Origin of the sequence: Pseudomonas sp. TWI923, from assembly GCF_039673365.1 — a bacterium.
Classification (GTDB): domain Bacteria; phylum Pseudomonadota; class Gammaproteobacteria; order Pseudomonadales; family Pseudomonadaceae; genus Aquipseudomonas; species Aquipseudomonas sichuanensis.
Window position 1 is genome coordinate 1 of sequence record NZ_JBDJLM010000023.1, and the last position, 17,982, is coordinate 17,982.

Sequence of the window (17,982 nt, forward strand, 5' to 3'; positions counted from 1 at the left end):
CTTTCGCGACACACGGCCGCCCATCCATTCGCACGCGCCCCCCCTTTTGGTGCGGCTTTTTGTCGCGAAAGGGGCGCAAAGCGCCCCCAGCTTTCATACAGGCAAAAAAAAGCCCCGGACCATGCCGGGGCTCGATGGACAGCTGCCGAGTCAGCCAGCCAAACGCTTGTCGTACACGTGGCAAGCCTTGCCCTCGGAACGCTTCAGCGCCCCGCACGGCTGCAGGTGCACCTGGGTGCTGATGCCGATATAGGTCTTGATCTGCTTCGCCAGCTCACCCACCACCTGCTTGCGCTGGCCTTCATCCAGGTACTGGCTGTCAGCGCGCAACTCCACATGCACCTCGACGCTGTCGAGGTTGCCATTGCGATACAGATGAATCTCATACAGCTCAGAAAGCTGTTTGATTTTCAGTACCTGCTCTTCGATCTGCGTGGGGAACACGTTGACCCCGCGGATGATCAGCATGTCGTCGCTGCGCCCGGTGATCTTGCCGATGCGCCGCATCGGCCGGGCGGTACCGGGCAGCAGGCGGGTGAGGTCGCGGGTGCGGTAGCGCACCATCGGTAGTGCCTCCTTGCTCAGCGAGGTGAACACCAGCTCGCCGAGCTGGCCGTCCGGCAGCACGGCGCCGGTTACCGGGTCGATGATCTCGGGGTAGAAGTGGTCTTCCCAGATGGTCGGACCGTCCTTGGTCTCGATGCACTCCATGGCAACGCCCGGGCCCATGATTTCCGACAGGCCATAGATGTCCAGGGCGTCGATGCCCAGGCGCTGCTCGATGGAGCGGCGCAGTTCATCGGTCCAGGGCTCGGCACCGAAGATGCCCAGGCGCAGCTTGAGGTCTTCGGGGGCAATGCCCTGGCGCTCGATCTCGTCGGCCAGGTTGAGCATGTACGACGGCGTGACCATGATGATGTCGGGCTGGAAGTCGCGGATCAGCTGCACCTGCTTTTCGGTCTGGCCGCCAGACATGGGGATCACCGTGCAGCCCAGGCGCTCAGCGCCGTAGTGGGCGCCGAGGCCGCCGGTGAACAGGCCGTAGCCGTAGGAAACATGCACCTTGTCGCCCTTGCGCCCGCCGGCGGCGCGGATCGAGCGCGCCACCACGTTGGCCCAGGTGTCGATGTCGTTCTGGGTATAGCCGACCACGGTCGGCTTGCCGGTGGTGCCGCTGGACGCATGCAGGCGCACCACCTGGTCCTGGGGCACGGCGAACATCCCGTAGGGGTAGTTGTCGCGCAGGTCGTTCTTGCCGGTGAAGGGGAACTTGGCCAGGTCGTCCAGTGTGTGCAGGTCGTCCGGGTGGGCGCCGCAGGCGTCGAAACGCTGGCGGTACAAAGGAACGTTCTGGTAGGCGTGCAGCAGGCTCCAGCGCAGGCGCTCCAGCTGGTGCTGGCGCAGCGCGTCGAGGCTGGCGGTTTCCATCGGGTCGAGCAGGGCGCGTTCGGCTTTGGCGTAGTGGTTCATGGTCTCACTCGAATTGTTCTTGTCGTGGGCCGGGGCCCTGAGTGTCATGGGGGCAGCATACTGCCCGCGTTGCATTGCGTCTCTGGGCGGCTGATCAGAGGCGCTCGATCACCAGGGCGATGCCTTGGCCCACGCCGATGCACATGGTGCACAGCGCGTAGCGGCCACCGCTGTGCTCAAGCTGGTGCAGGGCGGTGGTGACCAGCCGCGCACCGCTCATGCCCAGCGGGTGGCCCAGGGCGATGGCGCCGCCATTGGGGTTGACCCGAGGGTCGTCGTCGGCCAGGCCCAGTTCGCGCAACACGGCCAGGCCCTGGGCGGCGAAGGCTTCGTTGAGTTCGATGACGTCCATGTCGGCCAGCGCCAGGCCGGTCAGCTCCAGCACCTTGTGGGTTGCCGGCACTGGCCCGATGCCCATGATGCGCGGTTCGACCCCGGCCACCGCCAGCCCCAGTACCCGGCCGCGGGCCTTGAGGTTGTGCCGGCGGGCGGCCTCGGGGCTGGCCAGCAGCAGCGCGCAGGCGCCGTCGTTGACCCCGGAGGCATTGCCAGCGGTGACGCTGCCGCCCTCACGGAACGGCGTACCCAGGCGCGCCAGTTGCTCAAGGGTGGTGTCGCCACGGGGGTGTTCGTCGTGCTCGATGCATTTGGCCGGGCCTTTGCGCTGAGGAATCTCGACCGGCACGATCTCCTCGGCCAGGCGCCCGCTGGCCTGGGCGGCGGCGGCTTTGTGCTGGCTGCGCAGGGCAAAGGCGTCCTGGTCCGCACGGCTGATGCCGAACTGCTCGGCGACGTTCTCGGCGGTCTCGGGCATCGAGTCGATGCCGTATTGCGCTTGCATCAGTTTGTTGACGAATCGCCAGCCGATGGTGGTGTCGTACAGCTCGGCGCTACGGCCGAAGGCCTGCTCGGATTTGCCCATCACGAACGGCGCCCGCGACATCGACTCGACCCCGCCGGCCAGCATCAGCCCGGCTTCACCGCAACGCAGGGCGCGGGCGGCATTACCGATGGCGTCCAGGCCCGAGCCGCACAGGCGGTTGAGGGTGGTGCCGGGCACGCTGATCGGCAACCCGGCCAGCAGGCTGGCCATGCGCGCGACGTTGCGGTTGTCTTCGCCGGCCTGGTTGGCGCAGCCGAGGATCACATCGTCGACCTGGCTCCAGTCCAGTTCGGGGTGGCGCGCCATCAGCGCCTTGAGCGGTATCGCGGCGAGGTCGTCGGGGCGCACGCCGGACAGGGCGCCGCCGTAGCGGCCAATGGGGGTACGCACCGCATCGATGATCAGTGCGTAGGGCTGGCGGGTGTCAGTCATGGGTGTTCTCCGGTGCCAGCACGCTGCCGCGCACCTTGTAGGATTTGCCGTGGAACAGGGCGATCAGCTCGCCATGCTGGTTTTCGATGCGCACGTCGTAGTTGCCGGTGCGGCCTTTGCGGCTCAGTTCGGTCGCGCTGGCGACGAGCTGGTCGCCACGTTTGGCCGGCGCGATGTAGTCGATGCTGCAACCCAAGGCCACGGTGGCTTCGTCATGGCTGTTGCAGGCGAAGGCAAAGGCCGAGTCGGCAAGGGCAAACAGAAAGCCGCCATGGCAGGTGCCGTGGCCCTGGATCATGTCGGCGCGCACGCTCATGGCCAGGCGCGCACTGCCGGGGCCGGCGTCGAGCAGTTCGATGCCCAGGCCCTGGCTGGCTGCGTCACGGGCGAACATGGCCTCGGCGCAGGCACGCGCCAGGGCTTGGGGGGACAGATCAGGCATGCAGGCGGCCTCCTTGGACGTGGGTGCGGCGTAGCAGCAGGGAAGGGCGGTAGCGTTCCTCGCCGTAGCTGCGTTGCAGGTTGTCGAGTACGCGCAGGGTGTAGCCGACACCGAGGCTGTCGGCCCAGGCCAGCGGGCCACGGGGGTAATTGACCCCGGCGCGCATGGCCAGGTCGATGTCCTGCGGCGTGCCAACCCCTTGCAGCACCGCGTCGGCCGCTTCGTTGGCGAGCATGGCGACGGTGCGCAGCACCACCAGGCCGGGCAGGTCGGCAACGGCGCTGACCTCGAGCCCGGCGCTGCGCAGCAAGGCAATCGCCTGGTCGCGAGCCTCGGCGGTGCAGTTGGCGGCGTGGCTGATGGCAAGGCGGGTAGCGCTGGCATAGTCCTGGGCCAGATCGAGCAGGACCAGGTTGCTCAGGCCGTCCTCGCGGGCACGCTGGCTAGCCAGGCGACCGTCGGAAAGCGCCAGGGTGGCGTCGCCGACCCGCAGCAAGCCTGTGCCTGCGCGTTCGGTCACGCTGATGCCGGCGCCGCGCAAGCGCTCCACCAGGGTGCGCAGCACGCCAAGGTCGCCTTCTGCCACGCAGCAATCCACATTCGCCTGGCTGGCCAGGCTGAGCGGTTGCGGCTTTTGCGCGCCCTCGGCATAGCTATAGAAGCCCTGCCCGGACTTGCGCCCCAGGCGCCCGGCATCCACCAGCGCCTTCTGCACCAGCGACGGCTGGAAGCGCAAGTCGCCATAGAAGGCCTCGAACACTGAGCAGGTCACGGCGTAGTTGACGTCATGCCCGATCAGGTCGGTGAGCTCGAAAGCGCCCATGCGAAAACCGCCGGCCTCGCGCAGCAGGGCGTCGAGGGTGGCGCAGTCGGCGGCGCCTTCCTGCAGCAGGCGCAGGCTTTCGGCATAGAAAGGGCGCGCTACGCGGTTGACGATGAAGCCCGGCGTAGACTGCGTGTGCACCGGCTCCTTGCCCCAGACCTTGGCCGTTTCATACAAGGTGGCGGCGACGGCGGGATCGCTGGCCAGGCCCGAGACAATCTCCACCAGGGCCATCAACGGCGCCGGGTTGAAGAAGTGCATGCCGATCACTTGCTGCGGGCGCTTCAGGCCGGCGGCCAGGCTGGTGATCGACAGCGACGAGGTGTTGCTGGCGAGTATGCAGTCCTCGCCACACACGGCTTCGAGCTGGTGCAGCAGGCCTTGTTTTACCGTCAGGTTCTCGACGATGGCTTCGATGACCAGGCGCGCGGGGGCGAGGGCATCGAGGGTTTCCACAGGCAGCAGGCGGGCGCTGATGGCTGCGCGCTCGGTGGCGGGCAGCTTGCCTTTTTCCACCAGGCGGCCGAGCTGCCGGTCGATGCCTGCAACGGCTTGCGCGGCGGCGCCTGGGCGGTTGTCGTAGAGGCAAACCGGGTGGCCGGCCTGGGCGGCTACCTGGGCGATTCCGGCGCCCATGGCGCCGGCACCAATGACTGCCACCAGCGTGTTGCGGTCGAGTGCAGCCATGATCAACGCCCCTTGAACGCGGGGACGCGCTTGTTCATGAAGGCGCTGACGCCTTCGCGGTAGTCCTCGCTGCGCCCGGCCAGGCGCTGCAGGTCGCGCTCCAGCTCCAGCTGCTGGTCAAAACGGTTGTCGTAGCTCTGGTTCAGTGCGCGCTTGATCAGGGCCAGGCCGTAGGTGGGCTGGGTCGCCAGCTGGCGGGCCAGGGTCAGGGCCTCGTCACGCAGGGCGGCATCGTCGACCACGCGATGGATCAGCCCCCACTGTTCGGCCTGTTCGGCGCTCAGGCGCTCGCCGAGCAATGCCAGCGCCTTGGCCCGGGCCATGCCGATCAGGCGCGGCAGCAGCCAGGTGCCGCCGGAGTCGGGAACCAGGCCAATCTTGCAGAACGCCTGGATGAAGCTGGCAGAACGCGCTGCCAGCACCAGGTCGCAGGCCAGCGGCAGGTTGGCGCCGGCGCCGGCGGCCACGCCATTGACGGCACAGATCACCGGCAGCGGCAGGTCGCGCAGGCTGCGCACCAAGGGGTTGTAGAACTTTTCGATGGATTCGCCCAGGTCGGGCATCTCGGCGCCGGGGGCGACATTGCGATCGGACAGGTCCTGGCCTGCGCAGAAGCCGCGGCCTTCCCCGGTCAGCAGCAGTACTCGGGCGTGTTCGCTCTGGCGCACTTGCTTGAGGGCTTCGCGCACTTCCAGGTGCATGGCGCTGTTGAAGCTGTTCAGTTGCTCGGGCCGGTTGAGGCTGAGCAGGGCGACACCGTCGTCGTCGATGGAAAACAGGATGTGCTGGAAAGGCATGCTGGAAGCGCTCCGTCGGTGGAGGGGAGGGGTCACTGGCCGAGGAAGCGGGCCGGGCGTTTTTCCTGGAAGGCGCGGATGCCTTCATTGCGGTCGGCAGTGCCGGCCAGCAGGGTGAAAGCGTGGCGCTCGAAACGCAGGCCGGTGGCCAGGTCGGTGTCCTGGGCCTTGAGCAGCGCCTCCTTGGCCAGGCGCACGGCCAGCGGCGCCTTGGCGGCGATGGCGCGGGCCACCTGCAGGGCGCGCTCGACCGTCAGTTCAGGCTCGGTGACTTCGCTGACCAGGCCGGCCTGCAAGGCGTGGCGGGCGTCGATCGCCTCGCCGCTGAGCACCATCTGCATGGCCAGCGGCTTGCCCACTGCGCGCAGCAGGCGCTGGGTGCCGCCGGCGCCGGGGATGATGCCGAGATTGATTTCGGGTTGGCCGAACCGTGCATCGCTGCCGGCAATGACGATATCGGCGCACATCACCAGTTCGCAGCCGCCACCCAGGGCGTAGCCGTTGACGGCGGCGATCAGTGGCTTGGCGAAGGCGGCGATGCGTTGCCAGTGGGATACGCGGGGGTCGTTGAGGATACCGACCAGATCGCGCTCGGCCATTTCGTTGACATCGGCGCCGGCGGCGAAGGCCTTGCGGCTGCCGGTGATGATCACGGCGCGGGTGTGTTCGTCGCGTTCTGCGGCGTCGAGTTCGGCGGCTAGCTCGGCCAGCAGCTCGGTGCTCAAGGCGTTGAGGGCTTGCGGGCGGTGCAGGGTGATCAGACGGACGCCGTCCGCTGGGGGCTGCACAAGGAGGTTGCTGGGCATGGTGGTACCTCAGGCTGCACGTTCGGCGCCAGCTGGAGCTGGCTTTTCTTGGAGTTGTTGGCGGTGCTGGGGCAAGTATAGATTCAAAGCGATACCGCAATGCAACATATAAATTGAATGTGTGTATCTCATTATGTTCTTGGCCTCGCTCGCTCGGTGCATCGCCGACAAGCCGGCCCTCACAGAGCATAGAGCCTGAAAGCTGGCGATTAGGCCTTTTGGAAGCTGCTTTGCCGGCAATGAATCGCAGCCATCAAAGCGATACACGTCTGGATGAATTGACTGAACCAATTGAAGTGATACAAGATCGGATTGCCATCCGAATCACATTGAGAAACAACCTATGCCCTGCTACCGCCTCGACGGCCTGACCCCTGTGGTTCATCCCAGTGCCTATGTCCATCCCAGCGCAGTCCTGATCGGTGACGTGATCATCGGCCCCGATTGCTATGTCGGCCCGCTGGCCTCATTGCGCGGCGATTTCGGGCGTATCGTCCTGGAGCATGGCGCCAACCTGCAGGACACCTGCGTGATGCATGGCTTCCCCGGGGGCGACACGGTGGTGGAGCGCAATGGCCACGTCGGCCACGGCGCGGTGTTGCACGGTTGCCGGGTGGGCGAGGATGCCTTGGTGGGGATGAATGCGGTGGTGATGGATGGGGCGCATATCGCGCCGCGCTGCATCGTCGCCGCCACGGCCTTCGTCAAGGCCGGCTTCCAGTGCCCGGAGCAGAGCCTGGTGGTGGGGGCGCCGGCCGAGGTCAAGCGCTCGCTCAGCGACCAGGAGCTGGCCTGGAAGCAACGCGGCACTGCCCAGTACCACAGCCTGACCCGACGCTGCATGGCCTCGATGGTGGAGTGCCCGCCATTGAGCGAAGCAGAGGCGCAGCGCCCGCGCATGGGTGATTCAGGTTTCCGGCCCAAGGCCGAGGGTGGCGCATGAACCTTGCACGGCCACGGCAGGCAGGTATAGTCGAGGCTTTAGCCGCGCCGCGTCCCCTCATGAGCAGCCTTGCCCCCCTGAATCACCTGATCACCCGCTTCCAGGAGCAGACGCCGATCCGCGCCAGCTCGCTGATCATCACGCTCTATGGCGATGCCATCGAACCCCATGGCGGCACGGTCTGGCTGGGTAGCCTGATCAACCTGCTGGAGCCGATGGGCATCAATGAGCGGCTGATCCGTACCTCGATCTTTCGCCTGACCAAGGAAGGCTGGCTGACCGCCGAGAAGGTGGGGCGGCGCAGCTACTACAGCCTGACCGGCACCGGCCGTCGGCGATTCGAGAAAGCCTTCAAGCGTGTCTACAGCGCCAACCTGCCGGCCTGGAACGGCGCGTGGACGCTGGTGCTGCTGTCGCAGCTCGATGCCGCCAAGCGCAAGGCCGTGCGTGAAGAGCTCGAGTGGCAAGGTTTCGGCGCCATGGGCCCGAACCTGCTGGGCTGCCCACGCAGCGACCGTGCCGACCTTGCAGCGACACTGCGCGAGTTGGACGCCGAGGATGACAGCATCGTGTTCGAGACCCACGCCCAGGAAGTGCTGGCCTCCAAGGCCCTGCGCGCCCAGGTGCGCGAGAGCTGGAATATCGATGAGCTAGGGCAGCATTACAGCGAGTTCATTCGCTTGTTCCGCCCTTTGTGGCAGGCGATGAAAGAGTTGGAGGCGCCCGATGCCGCAGACTGCTTCCTGGCCCGCACCTTGCTCATCCACGAGTACCGCCGCCTGCTGCTGCGCGATCCGCAACTGCCGGACGAGTTGTTGCCAGGCGACTGGGAAGGCCGAGCGGCTCGGCAACTCTGCCGCAACCTGTATCGGCTGGTGCAAGGCAGGGCAGAGGAATACCTTGCCACTGCGCTGGAGACCGCGGACGGGCCGTTGCCGGATGCCAACAGCAGCTATTACAAAAGGTTCGGTGGGTTGAGCTGACTAGAAAAGCCGAATCCCTGCGGAAACCTCGACGGCTTTGCTGATGTTGTAGCCGACAACCCGCCATTGATCAGCTTCTTCGCTGAGCAGCACGGCCTCGGTGACGGTCATGTTTGCGAAGGTTGATTGGGTCTGGACGGCGGCGTAATGACCAGGCGGCGCATCCGGCAGTTGTTTGGTGAACGCCACCTGGTATTGATTACGCTGCTGCAGCTCGCCAAGCCCCATGCGTAATCCGCTGATGCCTTTGACCCAGTTTGGCTCGGTGGTAGCTGCTTTGAGGACTGAGCCTGCCGACGCCCAGGTCATGTCGGCTCTTCCCGCGTCCAGCAACAGCAGGAACTCGTTCGCCGTATCCGCTATCTGTTTCTGCTGTTGCGCAGGGCCAGGCTGGGAGAGCACTACCGCCGACGTATTCGTTGCGGGAGCGTTTGTATTGATGGAGACATCACAGCCTGCGAGCAACAGCAAACCGACCAGTAAAACACCATGCTTCATGCAAAAACCTCGAGAGTAGAGGGGGTCAGCGGGCTATTAAACCGAAAAGCGGGCGCGTTGGACACCCGCAAGGCCATACACAGCACATTGCTCAAAAGGTCTCAAGTCTGTCGAATTATGACTTGGACGATCTTGGTAGGGGCGCAATAGGATTGCCGCCATCGGAGTTCATAACCAACTCCCCTAATCAGGAAAACCCAGATGAACCTCAAATCCCTTATCGCCAATCCACTGGGCTTCGGCACCGCCCCCCTGGGCAACATGTTCCGCAATGTGCCAGAGGCCGAGGTGCAAGCCACTGTCGACGCCGCCTGGAACAACGGTGTGCGCTACTTCGACACCGCGCCGTTCTACGGTGCCGGCCTCTCCGAATCGCGTCTGGGCAACGCCCTGGTCGGTCGTCCGCGTGACGAATACGTGCTCAGCACCAAGGTCGGTCGGATCATCCTCGACGAACTGGAAGACCCTACCAGCCGTGAGCTGGGCGAGAAGAGCGGCTTGTTCGAACACGGCAACCGCAACCGCATCGTCAACGACTACAGCGCCGACGCCACCTTGCGCTCCATCGAGGACAGCCTGCGTCGCCTGAAGACCGACCGCCTGGACATTGTCTGGATCCACGACATCGCCCAGGACTTCTATGGTGACGAGTGGCTGGAGCGTTTCGAAACCGCACGCAAAGGGGCCTTCCGAGTCCTCACCCGCCTGCGTGAAGAAGGCGTGATCAAGGCGTGGGGCCTGGGTGTGAACCGGGTCGAGCCGATCGAGCTGACCCTCGACCTGGACGAGCCGCGTCCAGACGGCTTCCTGCTCGCCGGTCGTTACTCGCTGCTGGATCACGATCGCGCCCTGCAACGTGTCATGCCGCAAGCCGTGGAGCAGGGCGTTGGCATCGTCGTCGGCGGGCCATACAGCTCTGGCGTCACTGCCGGTGGCGAGCACTTCGAATACCAGAAGGCCACCCAGGCGGTGCTGGAGAAGCTCGAGCGCATTCGTGCGGTCGCCCGTGCCCATGGCGTCGACGTCAAGGCCGCCGCCCTGCAGTTCGCCCTGGCCCACCCGGCCGTGGTCGCAGCAATCCCGGGTTCGACCCGTCCGCTGCACGCCAACGAAGACCATGCAGCCCTGAGCGCTGTCATCCCCAGCGCGTTCTGGAATGACCTGCGTCAACAAGGCCTGATCAACGCCCTGGCGCCTGTTCCAACCGTTTGAACTGACTTTGCGGGGCCGCGTCGCGGCCCTGTCCTTAACGCATCATCGGGGTTGAACCCCAGGAGAAACATCATGGCTACTGCACAATCGTCCATCGACCTTGACATCAATGCCGACCGTGTCTGGCAACTGATTGGCGGCTTCGACGCACTGCCCGACTGGCTGCCGTTCATTCCACAAAGCATCCTGAGCGAAGGCGGCCGCGTGCGCACGCTCAAGAGCATCGACGGCGACACCATCATCGAGCGTCTGCTGGACTTCAACGAAGCCGGGCGCAGCTACAGCTACACCATCCTTCAAGGCCCGGCACCGGTTCGCGACTACCAGTCGACTCTGCGCGTGGTGTCGGTAGGCCAGGGGGCCCGTGTGGAATGGTCCGGCTCGTTCGTGCCGGTCGGTATCAGCGATGCCGAAGCGAGCGCGATGTTCGCCACTATCTACCAGGATGGCCTGGCTGCACTGAAGCAAGCACTGAAAGGTTGATGGATGGCTAGGGGCCGCAAGGCGGCCCCTAGCCTGAGCAGCCCCCCGAGCCGTGTTTCCACGGCCTTACTCATTTTCGAAGACTCATATGCTGGACTTCAGACAACTCCGTTATTTCGTCGCCGTGGCTGAGTTGGAACACGTGGGCAAGGCGGCGGAGCAACTGCACATCTCCCAGTCGCCGCTCAGCCGGCAGATTGCCCAGCTTGAGGAGCGCCTGGGGCTGCAGCTGTTCGAACGCAGTCAGCAACGGCTACGCATCACCTCCGACGGTCGCACCTTCCTGTACGAGGCCAAGGCCCTGCTCAAACACGCCGAACGCCTGGAGTCACTCGGCCGCCGATTGGGCCGGGGCGAGACGGGCGGGCTGTGCATCGGCTACGTCAGCCACGCCATCCATGCTGGGGTATTGCCCAAGGCGTTGCGCCAGGTGCGTGAGGAACGGCCGGGCATCCATATCGCCCTGTACAACCTGACGGCCCAAGAGCAATTCGAGGGGTTGCGCCAGCGCAGCCTCGATATCGCGCTGGTGTGCGAGCCGATACCGGTGGGGGATCTGGACCTGCTGGCAATACCGGTATTCCAGGACCCGCTCTATCTCGCGCTACCCATTGGGCATCCACTGGCAGACAAGGCGCAGATCGACCCTGCCGACCTTCACGAGCAGGATTGGATCATGGTCGACGGGCACGCGACCCCCAACCGTCGCGAGCGTTTCATGGCCCGTTGCGTGGAGGCAGGCTTTACCCCGCAGATCCGGCTGGAGGCCGCCGAACCGCTGAGTGCGCTGGGGCTGGTATCCGCAGGGTTAGGCTTGGCGCTGATACAGCAGAGCATCGGCGCTGGCAGCACCCCTGAGGTGGTGCTGCGCGAGTTGCCGTGGTTACAGCAAAGCATCGGCCTCTGGGCAGCCTGGCACCGAGTTGACCTGCGCCCGATAGTAGGCGAGTTTCGTCAGATCGTATTGGCTGGCGCAGAGTACTGAGGACCCTATGATTCCCTCCCTGGACAGTATTTTCGCCCGACTGCGTTTGCGTCAGTTGCGTCTGCTTATCGAGCTGGATCGCTGTGGCTCACTGCACAAGGCCGCCGAGGCCATGGCCATTTCCCAGCCCGGTGCGACCAAGGCCTTGCGTGAAGTCGAGGAGATCCTCGGCGTGCCGTTGTTCGTGCGCCAGCCCAGCGGCCTGATGGCCAACGACGCCGGGCGCTGCATGGTGCGCTATGCGCGGTTGATCCACAGCGATCTGGGGCATTTGCGCGACGAGATGCTGGGCATCGTGCAGGGGCAGGGCGGGCACCTGGCGGTGGGCAGCATCATGGGGGCCATGCCGATGCTGGTGGGGGCGCTGGGGCGGTTGCGGCGAAAGCAGGCGCAGTTGTCGGTGGAAATTGCCGAGAACACCAGCGCCAACCTGCTCGAGCAACTGGACGAAGGGCGCCTGGACCTGGCGATCTGCCGTCCCGGCGTTGGGCGTAATACGTCCGACTACGTGTTCATGGAGTTGGCGCAGGAGCCGCTGGCGGTGGTGGCCCACCCGCAGCACCCATTGGCCAGTGCGCAGGCCCTGGAAATCGGCGACCTGAGCCACTACCGGTGGATCGTCTACCCGGCCAACATGCCTATGCGCCAGGCCCTGGAGCGCGAGTTGAACGAGGCTGGCGTGGAAGTGCCGCGCTATCCGCTGGAGACTTCGTCCACCTTCGCAACCTTCATGTTGCTGGAGGAAGACCCGAGCCTGGTGGCGGTGATTCCCAGCGCGGTGGCGGCCTTTGCCGAGCAGCGTGGCCTGCTGGTGTCGCTTGCGGTGCGCTTGCGGGCGTTGAGCGAGCCGTTCGGGGTGGTACACCGGGTGGGCTCGCCACTGTCCCATGCGGCGCAACTGCTGGTCGAAGAGTTGCTCGCGCCCTGAGTGCAGAGGGGCCGCAAAGCGGCCCCAGGCACCGTCAGAACTGCCGCTCGCGGTAGTCGATCAGGCTCGAGAACAGGGCAATCAGCAGCGCCGCGACCACGAAGAAGATCAAGGCGAAGAAGTACTCGCCGGTGAACTGCACGATCAGGCCGATGATGATCGGCACCAGCACGCCCGCCATGTTGCCGCAGAAGTTCATGGTCCCGCCCAGCACGCCGGTGCGCGACGGGCCGCCGATGATCGCCGGCAGGCACCAGTACATGCCGCACCAACGAATGAAGAACATCGCCACGCACAGCAGGGTGATCACCGGGCCGGTGCTGGCGACGAAGGCCGCCGCGAGGATACACGCCGCCGCGACCAGTGCCGAGCCGCTGAACATCGAGCGCATCACCAGGTTCGGCGAGGCGCCGCTGGCGCGCCACTTGTCACCGATCCAGCCGCCGACCAGCTCGCCGATGAAACCGCACATGAAGATCAGGAAGGTCGCTCCGCCCATGGCCGAGATGTCCAGGCCGTGGGCCTTGTGCAGGTAGCTGGGCATCCAGGTCAGCAGGCCGTAGAACACCGCGAGGATGCAGCTGTAGCCGGCGAACATGGCGAAGATCGAGCGGTCCTTGAGCAGCACGCGCAGGGATATGCCGGCCTTGGCCGCGGCATGGGCGCTGGCGTTGCCTTCGGTGATATGGCGCAGTTCGGCTTCGTTGACGCCTGGATGCTCGCTGGGGTGGTTGCGGATGTATTTCCACGCCAGGATGCCGGCCAGGATGGTGCCCACCCCGGCAACCACGAAGGCCAGGCGCCAGGAGCCGAGCCAGGCGATCAGCCCGGAGATGAGAATCGCGCCCAGGGCGCTGCCCAGCGGAGCACCTCCATCGACCAGCACCGCGCCACGACCGCGCTCGTTCGGGGTGAGCCAGGAGCCGTTGAGCTTGGCGCCTGCGGGCATGATCGGCGATTCGGCCACACCCAGGCCGATCCGCGTGAACAGCAGCACCAGCCAGTGATGCGAGACCGCGCCCAAGGCCTGGAAGGCGCCCCAGGCGATGGTCGCGGCGCCGATGATGCCGCGGGTGTGGAAGCGGTCCAGCAACAGGCCGCCAGGGATCTGCATCAGTGCATACGACCAAAAGAAAGCGCTGAGCATCAGCCCCTCCATGGCCGGTGTCAGGTTGAACTCCGGCGCGATCAACGGCAGGGCCACCGACAGCGAGGCGCGGTCGATGTAGTTGATCGCGGTGAGCAGCAACAGGATCAGGAAGATGCGCCAGCGCACCGTGGTCATGGGAGCGTTGGCGTCCAGCGCCAGGTCAGCCGGGGAGGAGGTCGTCTTCATCGCAGTGCTCGTTCTTGTGATTATCGGGAGGCACATCCTGCGCACCCTGTGCGCAGGCCTTGTGCGCCCCGATTGTTGGAGCCGCTGGCAACCTTGGGTAATGAAAAGAGCTGATCCAGGGATAACGCCTGCTTATCGATAAGCGTTGGTTATCCCCGGATCAGCTCTTTTCATTATCTGGCGCGTTTGCATCGCCCCTAGATTGCCCAGGCACGGCTCGCCGCCACTCACGGCGGGTTCAACAAGAACAACGCGGCTCCACGTGCCTGAGGATCTTCCATGAGCAACTTCCAGTTCCATTTCCCCACCATCACCCAGTGCGGCGAAGGCTTGGCCAACCAGGCCGGCGCGCTGCTCAAACCCCATGTGCAGGGCGCCTTGCTGGTGGTGACCGACCAGGGCCTGATCGACGCTGGCATCCTGGGCGGTTTCTTCGCCTCCCTGGAGGAGGCCTGCATCGACTACCACCTGTTCTCGGCGGTGCAGGCCAACCCCAGCACCGACGTCCTCGACGCTGCCGTGCGCCTGCTGCGTGAGCATGATTGCAAGGCGGTGATCGGCGTGGGTGGCGGTAGCAGCATCGATACCGCCAAGGGCGTGGCGGCGATGGCCACCAACCCGGGCAGCATCCTCGACTACGAAGGCTACGACCGGCTGGTCAACCCGCCGCTGCCGATCTTCGCCATCCCGACCACCGCTGGCACCGGCAGCGAGTGCACCGCCTCGACGGTATTCACCAACAAGCAGACGTTGTTCAAGACCGTGATCATCAGCCCGCGGCTGTTCCCGCGCCTGGCCATCCTGGACCCTGCACTGACCCTGAACCTGCCGGCTTCGATCACCGCCGCCACCGGCATGGACGCATTGACCCATGCCATCGAGTCCTACGTATCGCGCCAGGCCAACCCGATCAGCCAGGCCATGGCCTTGCAGGCGATCCGCATGATCACGGGCAGCCTGGAGAAGTGCTACTTCGTCGGCACCGACATGGCCGCCCGGGAGCAGATGCTGCTGGGTTCGTTCCTGGCTGGCGTGGCGTTCTCCCAGTCCAAGCTGGGCAACGTGCACGCCATCTCCCACACCTTTGGTGGCGTGTTCAACATCCCCCACGGCATCGCCAACGCGGCGCTGCTGCCCTATGTGATCAAGTTCAACCTGCCGGCCTGCCCGGAACGATTCCGTGATATCGCCATCGCAATGGGCGCCGACATCACCGGCCTGAGCCTGGAGCAGGCTGCGGCCTGCACGGTGGAGCGCGTGGTGGCACTGAACCGTGCCATCGGCATCCCCGCGACCATCCGTGAGCTGGGCGTGGACCTGGACTTCCTGGCGCAGATGGTCAGCGACTCCATGCGCAGCGGCAATGTGCGGGTCAACCCGCGCCTGACCACGGCCCGCGATGTCGAGCAACTGATCACCGACGCCTACCACGGCAACCTCTGAACCCCATTACCCAACGCCTGCCCAGGAGTCCCTGTCCATGTTCTATGAAATGCGTACCTACACCCTGCACATCGGCAAGATGAAGGAGTACCTGGAACACTTCGAGAAAGAAGGTTTGCCGGTGATCTCGCGCTACGCGACGCTGGTTGGCTGGTGGTACACCGAGATCGGTGAGCTCAACCAGGTGGTGCACATCTGGGCCTATGAAAGCCTGGATGACCGCATCCGTCGCCGCGCCGCGCTCTACGAGGACCGCGACTGGCTCGAGCGCTTCATCCCCAAGGCCTTCCCCATGTTGATCCGCATGGAGTCCAAACTGCTGATGCCGGCGGCGTTCTCGCCGATCAAGTGACCCTGTTTTTTGCGAGTGAATTTTCCATGTCCGACGGATACAACTACATCGGCGGGCGCCGCAGCGGCCTGGGCGCGGTGTTGCTGAGCAGCATCGATGCCCATAGCGGCGAGCCTCTGCCCGGGTTCTTCTACCAGGCCACCGACACCGAAGTGGATGCCGCAGCACAGGCGGCGGCCACGGCTTACCCGGTTTACCGCGCCCTGGCGCCGGAGCGCCGGGCGTGCTTCCTGGAGGCCATCGCCGACGAGCTGGACGCCCTGGGGGGCGACTTTATCGCCTTGGTCGGGCGCGAGACCGCCTTGCCGGCACCGCGTGTCAATGGTGAGCGCGGGCGCACCAGCGGGCAGTTGCGCTTGTTCGCCCAGGTGCTGCGCAGGGGCGATTACCTGGGTGCGCGTATCGACCGCGCCTTGCCCCAGCGCCAGCCGCTGCCACGCCCGGACCTGCGTCAGTGCCGCCTGGGCGTAGGCCCGGTGGCGGTGTTCGGGGCCAGCAATTTCCCGCTGGCGTTCTCCACCGCCGGCGGCGATACCGCCGCCGCGCTGGCCGCGGGTTGCCCGGTGGTGGTCAAGGCCCACAGCGGCCACATGGCCACGGCCCAGCAGGTGGCCGATGCCATCGAGCGCGCGGCCCGTCGTACGCAGATGCCGACGGGTGTGTTCAACATGATCTTCGGCAGTGGCGTGGGCGAGCGCCTGGTGCGCCATCCGGCGATCCAGGCAGTAGGTTTTACCGGTTCGCTCAAGGGCGGTCGGGCCCTGTGTGACCTGGCAGCGGCGCGCCCCCAGCCGATCCCGGTGTTTGCCGAAATGAGCAGCATCAACCCGGTGCTGGTGCTGCCCGAGGCGCTGCGACGGCGGGGTGAGGTCATCGCCCGCGAGCTGAGCGCGTCGGTCGTGCAAGGGGCAGGGCAGTTCTGCACCAACCCTGGCCTTGTGATTGGCCTGCGCTCAGCCGAATTCAGCGCGTTCGTCGAGGCCTTGCGCCTGCAGTTGGACGACCAGCCGGCGCAGACCATGCTCAACTCCGGCACCCTGGCCAGCTACGCTGCAGGCTTGCACGCCCTGGCAGAGCACCCGCAGGTTCAGCGCTTGAGTGCCACCAGTCATGACGGCCCTCAGGCCTGCGCGCAATTATTCAAGGCCGATGTGCAGTTGTTGCTGGAAGGTGACGAGCTGTTGCAGGAGGAGGTGTTCGGCCCGGCCACTGTAGTGGTGGAAGCAGCTGACCGTGAGGAACTGCACCGGGCCTTGGCCGGGCTGCGGGGGCAACTGACCGCTACCTTGATTGCTGAACCGGCCGAACTGCTCGAAGCCGGCGACCTGCTGGCACGGCTGGAGGAGAAGGTCGGACGGGTGCTGGTCAACGGTTACCCGACTGGGGTCGAGGTCAGTGATGCCATGGTTCATGGCGGCCCGTACCCGGCCACATCGGATGCCCGCGGCACCTCGGTGGGTACTCTGGCCATCGACCGCTTCCTGCGGCCGGTGTGCTACCAGAACTTGCCCGACGCACTGCTGCCCGATGCATTGAAGAATGCCAACCCATTGGGTATCAACCGCCTGGTGGATGGGGTGTTCAGCCGCGAGCTGTTGTAGCACCATCGGGGCAATTTCACTGGCCCTGTCCTTGTGACAGGGCCAGTGACCTATGCGCGATTCATTCACTAAGGAGCCGATCATGGATCTAGGTATCAAAGGCCGCTGGGCGATCGTCTGCGCCGCCAGCCAAGGGCTGGGCAAGGGCTGCGCCGAGGCCCTGGCGGGCGAAGGCGTCAACCTGGTGATCAATGCGCGTACCGCCACTACCCTGGAGCAGACGGCTGCCGAGTTGCGTAGCCGCTTCCCGGCAATCGAGGTGGGCACGGTCGTCGGTGACGTGGCCGAGCCTGCGGTCCGCCAGGCGCTGCTCAGTGCCTGCCCGCAGGTCGATATCCTGGTCAACAATGCAGGCGGCCCGCCGCCGGGGGATTTCCGTGACTGGGGCCGGGATGACTGGCTCAAGGCGCTGGACGCCAATATGCTCACGCCCATCGAACTGATCAAGGCCGTGGTGGATGGCATGGCAGAGCGTGGCTTTGGCCGGGTGGTGAACATCACCTCCGGCGCGGTCAAGGCGCCGATCGACATCCTGGGCCTGTCCAATGGCGCACGTAGTGGCCTGACCGGCTTCATCGCCGGGCTTGCCCGCCAGCAGCGCCTGGCCGGGCGCAATGTGACCTTGAACAACTTGCTGCCAGGCGCATTCGACACGGCACGCCTGCACAAGACCCTGCAGGCTGCAAGCCAGGCAAGCGGCGACCTGCAGGCGACGACTCAGGCACGCCGCCAGGCGATACCGGCGGCGCGGTTCGGCAATGCCGAAGAGTTTGGGGCGTATTGTGCGTTCCTCTGCAGTGCCCATGGGGGCTATATCACCGGGCAGAACCTGCTGATCGATGGCGGGGCCTATCCAGGGACCTTCTGAGCACCAGCAT

At 65.5% G+C, this 17,982-nt stretch carries 18 protein-coding genes; 10 read left to right on the forward strand and 8 right to left on the reverse strand.

Annotated features, from left to right (window positions below; genetic code table 11):
- Positions 1-150: 150 nt before the first annotated feature.
- From paaK to paaF, 6 genes are all read right to left on the reverse strand, one after another.
- Positions 151-1,470: a phenylacetate--CoA ligase PaaK gene (gene paaK / locus ABE459_RS11735; protein WP_125464039.1), complete on the reverse strand. Its 1,320-nt coding sequence runs from the start codon at positions 1,468-1,470 to the stop codon at positions 151-153.
- Positions 1,471-1,564: 94 nt separating this feature from the next.
- Positions 1,565-2,785: a 3-oxoadipyl-CoA thiolase gene (gene pcaF, locus ABE459_RS11740; RefSeq protein WP_323831074.1), complete on the reverse strand. Its 1,221-nt coding sequence runs from the start codon at positions 2,783-2,785 to the stop codon at positions 1,565-1,567.
- Positions 2,778-3,218, reverse strand: a complete 441-nt coding sequence (gene paaI, locus ABE459_RS11745) for a hydroxyphenylacetyl-CoA thioesterase PaaI (protein WP_125466197.1) — start codon at positions 3,216-3,218, stop codon at positions 2,778-2,780. Before paaI ends, pcaF begins: the two co-directional genes overlap by 8 nt.
- Position 3,219: 1 nt before the next feature.
- Positions 3,220-4,737 carry a 3-hydroxyacyl-CoA dehydrogenase PaaH gene (gene paaH, locus ABE459_RS11750; RefSeq protein ID WP_323831075.1) on the reverse strand — a complete coding sequence of 506 codons (1,518 nt, stop codon included), beginning with the start codon at positions 4,735-4,737 and terminating at the stop codon, positions 3,220-3,222.
- A gap of 2 nt (positions 4,738-4,739) precedes the next feature.
- Complete coding sequence (gene paaG, locus ABE459_RS11755) at positions 4,740-5,534, reverse strand: 2-(1,2-epoxy-1,2-dihydrophenyl)acetyl-CoA isomerase PaaG (RefSeq protein WP_125464042.1); 795 nt, start codon at positions 5,532-5,534, stop codon at positions 4,740-4,742.
- Between the two features lie 32 nt (positions 5,535-5,566).
- A complete protein-coding gene (gene paaF, locus ABE459_RS11760; protein WP_323831076.1) occupies positions 5,567-6,340 on the reverse strand; it encodes a 2,3-dehydroadipyl-CoA hydratase PaaF in 774 nt (257 codons plus the stop codon).
- 343 nt (positions 6,341-6,683) lie between these two features.
- Here paaF and paaY point away from each other — a divergent pair, with 343 nt between their 5' ends.
- Positions 6,684-7,283 (forward strand): phenylacetic acid degradation protein PaaY, encoded by a 600-nt coding sequence (gene paaY / locus ABE459_RS11765; protein ID WP_323831077.1) that lies wholly within the window; start codon positions 6,684-6,686, stop codon positions 7,281-7,283.
- A gap of 59 nt (positions 7,284-7,342) precedes the next feature.
- On the forward strand, positions 7,343-8,266 hold the full coding sequence (paaX, locus tag ABE459_RS11770) for a phenylacetic acid degradation operon negative regulatory protein PaaX (protein ID WP_125464045.1): 924 nt from the start codon (positions 7,343-7,345) through the stop codon (positions 8,264-8,266).
- Here the strand turns inward: paaX and ABE459_RS11775 are convergent, their stop codons facing one another.
- Positions 8,267-8,764, reverse strand: coding sequence for a DUF4019 domain-containing protein (locus ABE459_RS11775; protein WP_323831078.1), 498 nt, complete (start codon positions 8,762-8,764; stop codon positions 8,267-8,269).
- 201 nt (positions 8,765-8,965) lie between these two features.
- Here ABE459_RS11775 and ABE459_RS11780 point away from each other — a divergent pair, with 201 nt between their 5' ends.
- The 4 genes from ABE459_RS11780 to ABE459_RS11795 all read left to right on the forward strand — a co-directional run bounded on the left by ABE459_RS11780 (position 8,966) and on the right by ABE459_RS11795 (position 12,372).
- The gene (locus ABE459_RS11780; protein WP_125464047.1) at positions 8,966-9,976 is read left to right on the forward strand and encodes an aldo/keto reductase; all 1,011 of its coding nucleotides are present in this window, start codon (positions 8,966-8,968) and stop codon (positions 9,974-9,976) included.
- A gap of 72 nt (positions 9,977-10,048) precedes the next feature.
- The gene (locus ABE459_RS11785; protein ID WP_125464048.1) at positions 10,049-10,459 is read left to right on the forward strand and encodes an SRPBCC family protein; all 411 of its coding nucleotides are present in this window, start codon (positions 10,049-10,051) and stop codon (positions 10,457-10,459) included.
- Between the two features lie 88 nt (positions 10,460-10,547).
- Positions 10,548-11,444 carry a LysR family transcriptional regulator gene (locus ABE459_RS11790; protein ID WP_323831079.1) on the forward strand — a complete coding sequence of 299 codons (897 nt, stop codon included), beginning with the start codon at positions 10,548-10,550 and terminating at the stop codon, positions 11,442-11,444.
- Between the two features lie 7 nt (positions 11,445-11,451).
- Positions 11,452-12,372 carry a LysR family transcriptional regulator gene (locus ABE459_RS11795; protein WP_125858590.1) on the forward strand — a complete coding sequence of 307 codons (921 nt, stop codon included), beginning with the start codon at positions 11,452-11,454 and terminating at the stop codon, positions 12,370-12,372.
- 34 nt (positions 12,373-12,406) lie between these two features.
- Here ABE459_RS11795 and ABE459_RS11800 read toward each other — a convergent pair whose 3' ends face one another.
- Positions 12,407-13,708, reverse strand: a complete 1,302-nt coding sequence (locus ABE459_RS11800; protein ID WP_323831080.1) for an MFS transporter — start codon at positions 13,706-13,708, stop codon at positions 12,407-12,409.
- Between the two features lie 279 nt (positions 13,709-13,987).
- On the opposite strand from ABE459_RS11800, the gene ABE459_RS11805 reads away from it, so the two are divergent.
- The 4 genes from ABE459_RS11805 (at position 13,988) to ABE459_RS11820 (ending at position 17,972) form a co-directional block, all read left to right on the forward strand.
- Positions 13,988-15,151: an iron-containing alcohol dehydrogenase gene (locus ABE459_RS11805; RefSeq protein ID WP_323831081.1), complete on the forward strand. Its 1,164-nt coding sequence runs from the start codon at positions 13,988-13,990 to the stop codon at positions 15,149-15,151.
- Between the two features lie 37 nt (positions 15,152-15,188).
- Entirely contained in the window at positions 15,189-15,503 is a 315-nt protein-coding gene (locus ABE459_RS11810; RefSeq protein ID WP_125858593.1) for an NIPSNAP family protein, read from the forward strand.
- Positions 15,504-15,529: 26 nt separating this feature from the next.
- Positions 15,530-17,104, forward strand: a complete 1,575-nt coding sequence (locus ABE459_RS11815) for an aldehyde dehydrogenase (NADP(+)) (protein ID WP_323831082.1) — start codon at positions 15,530-15,532, stop codon at positions 17,102-17,104.
- An 82-nt stretch (positions 17,105-17,186) separates the two neighbouring features.
- Positions 17,187-17,972, forward strand: a complete 786-nt coding sequence (locus ABE459_RS11820; RefSeq protein WP_125858595.1) for an SDR family oxidoreductase — start codon at positions 17,187-17,189, stop codon at positions 17,970-17,972.
- The last annotated feature ends 10 nt before the right edge of the window (positions 17,973-17,982 follow it).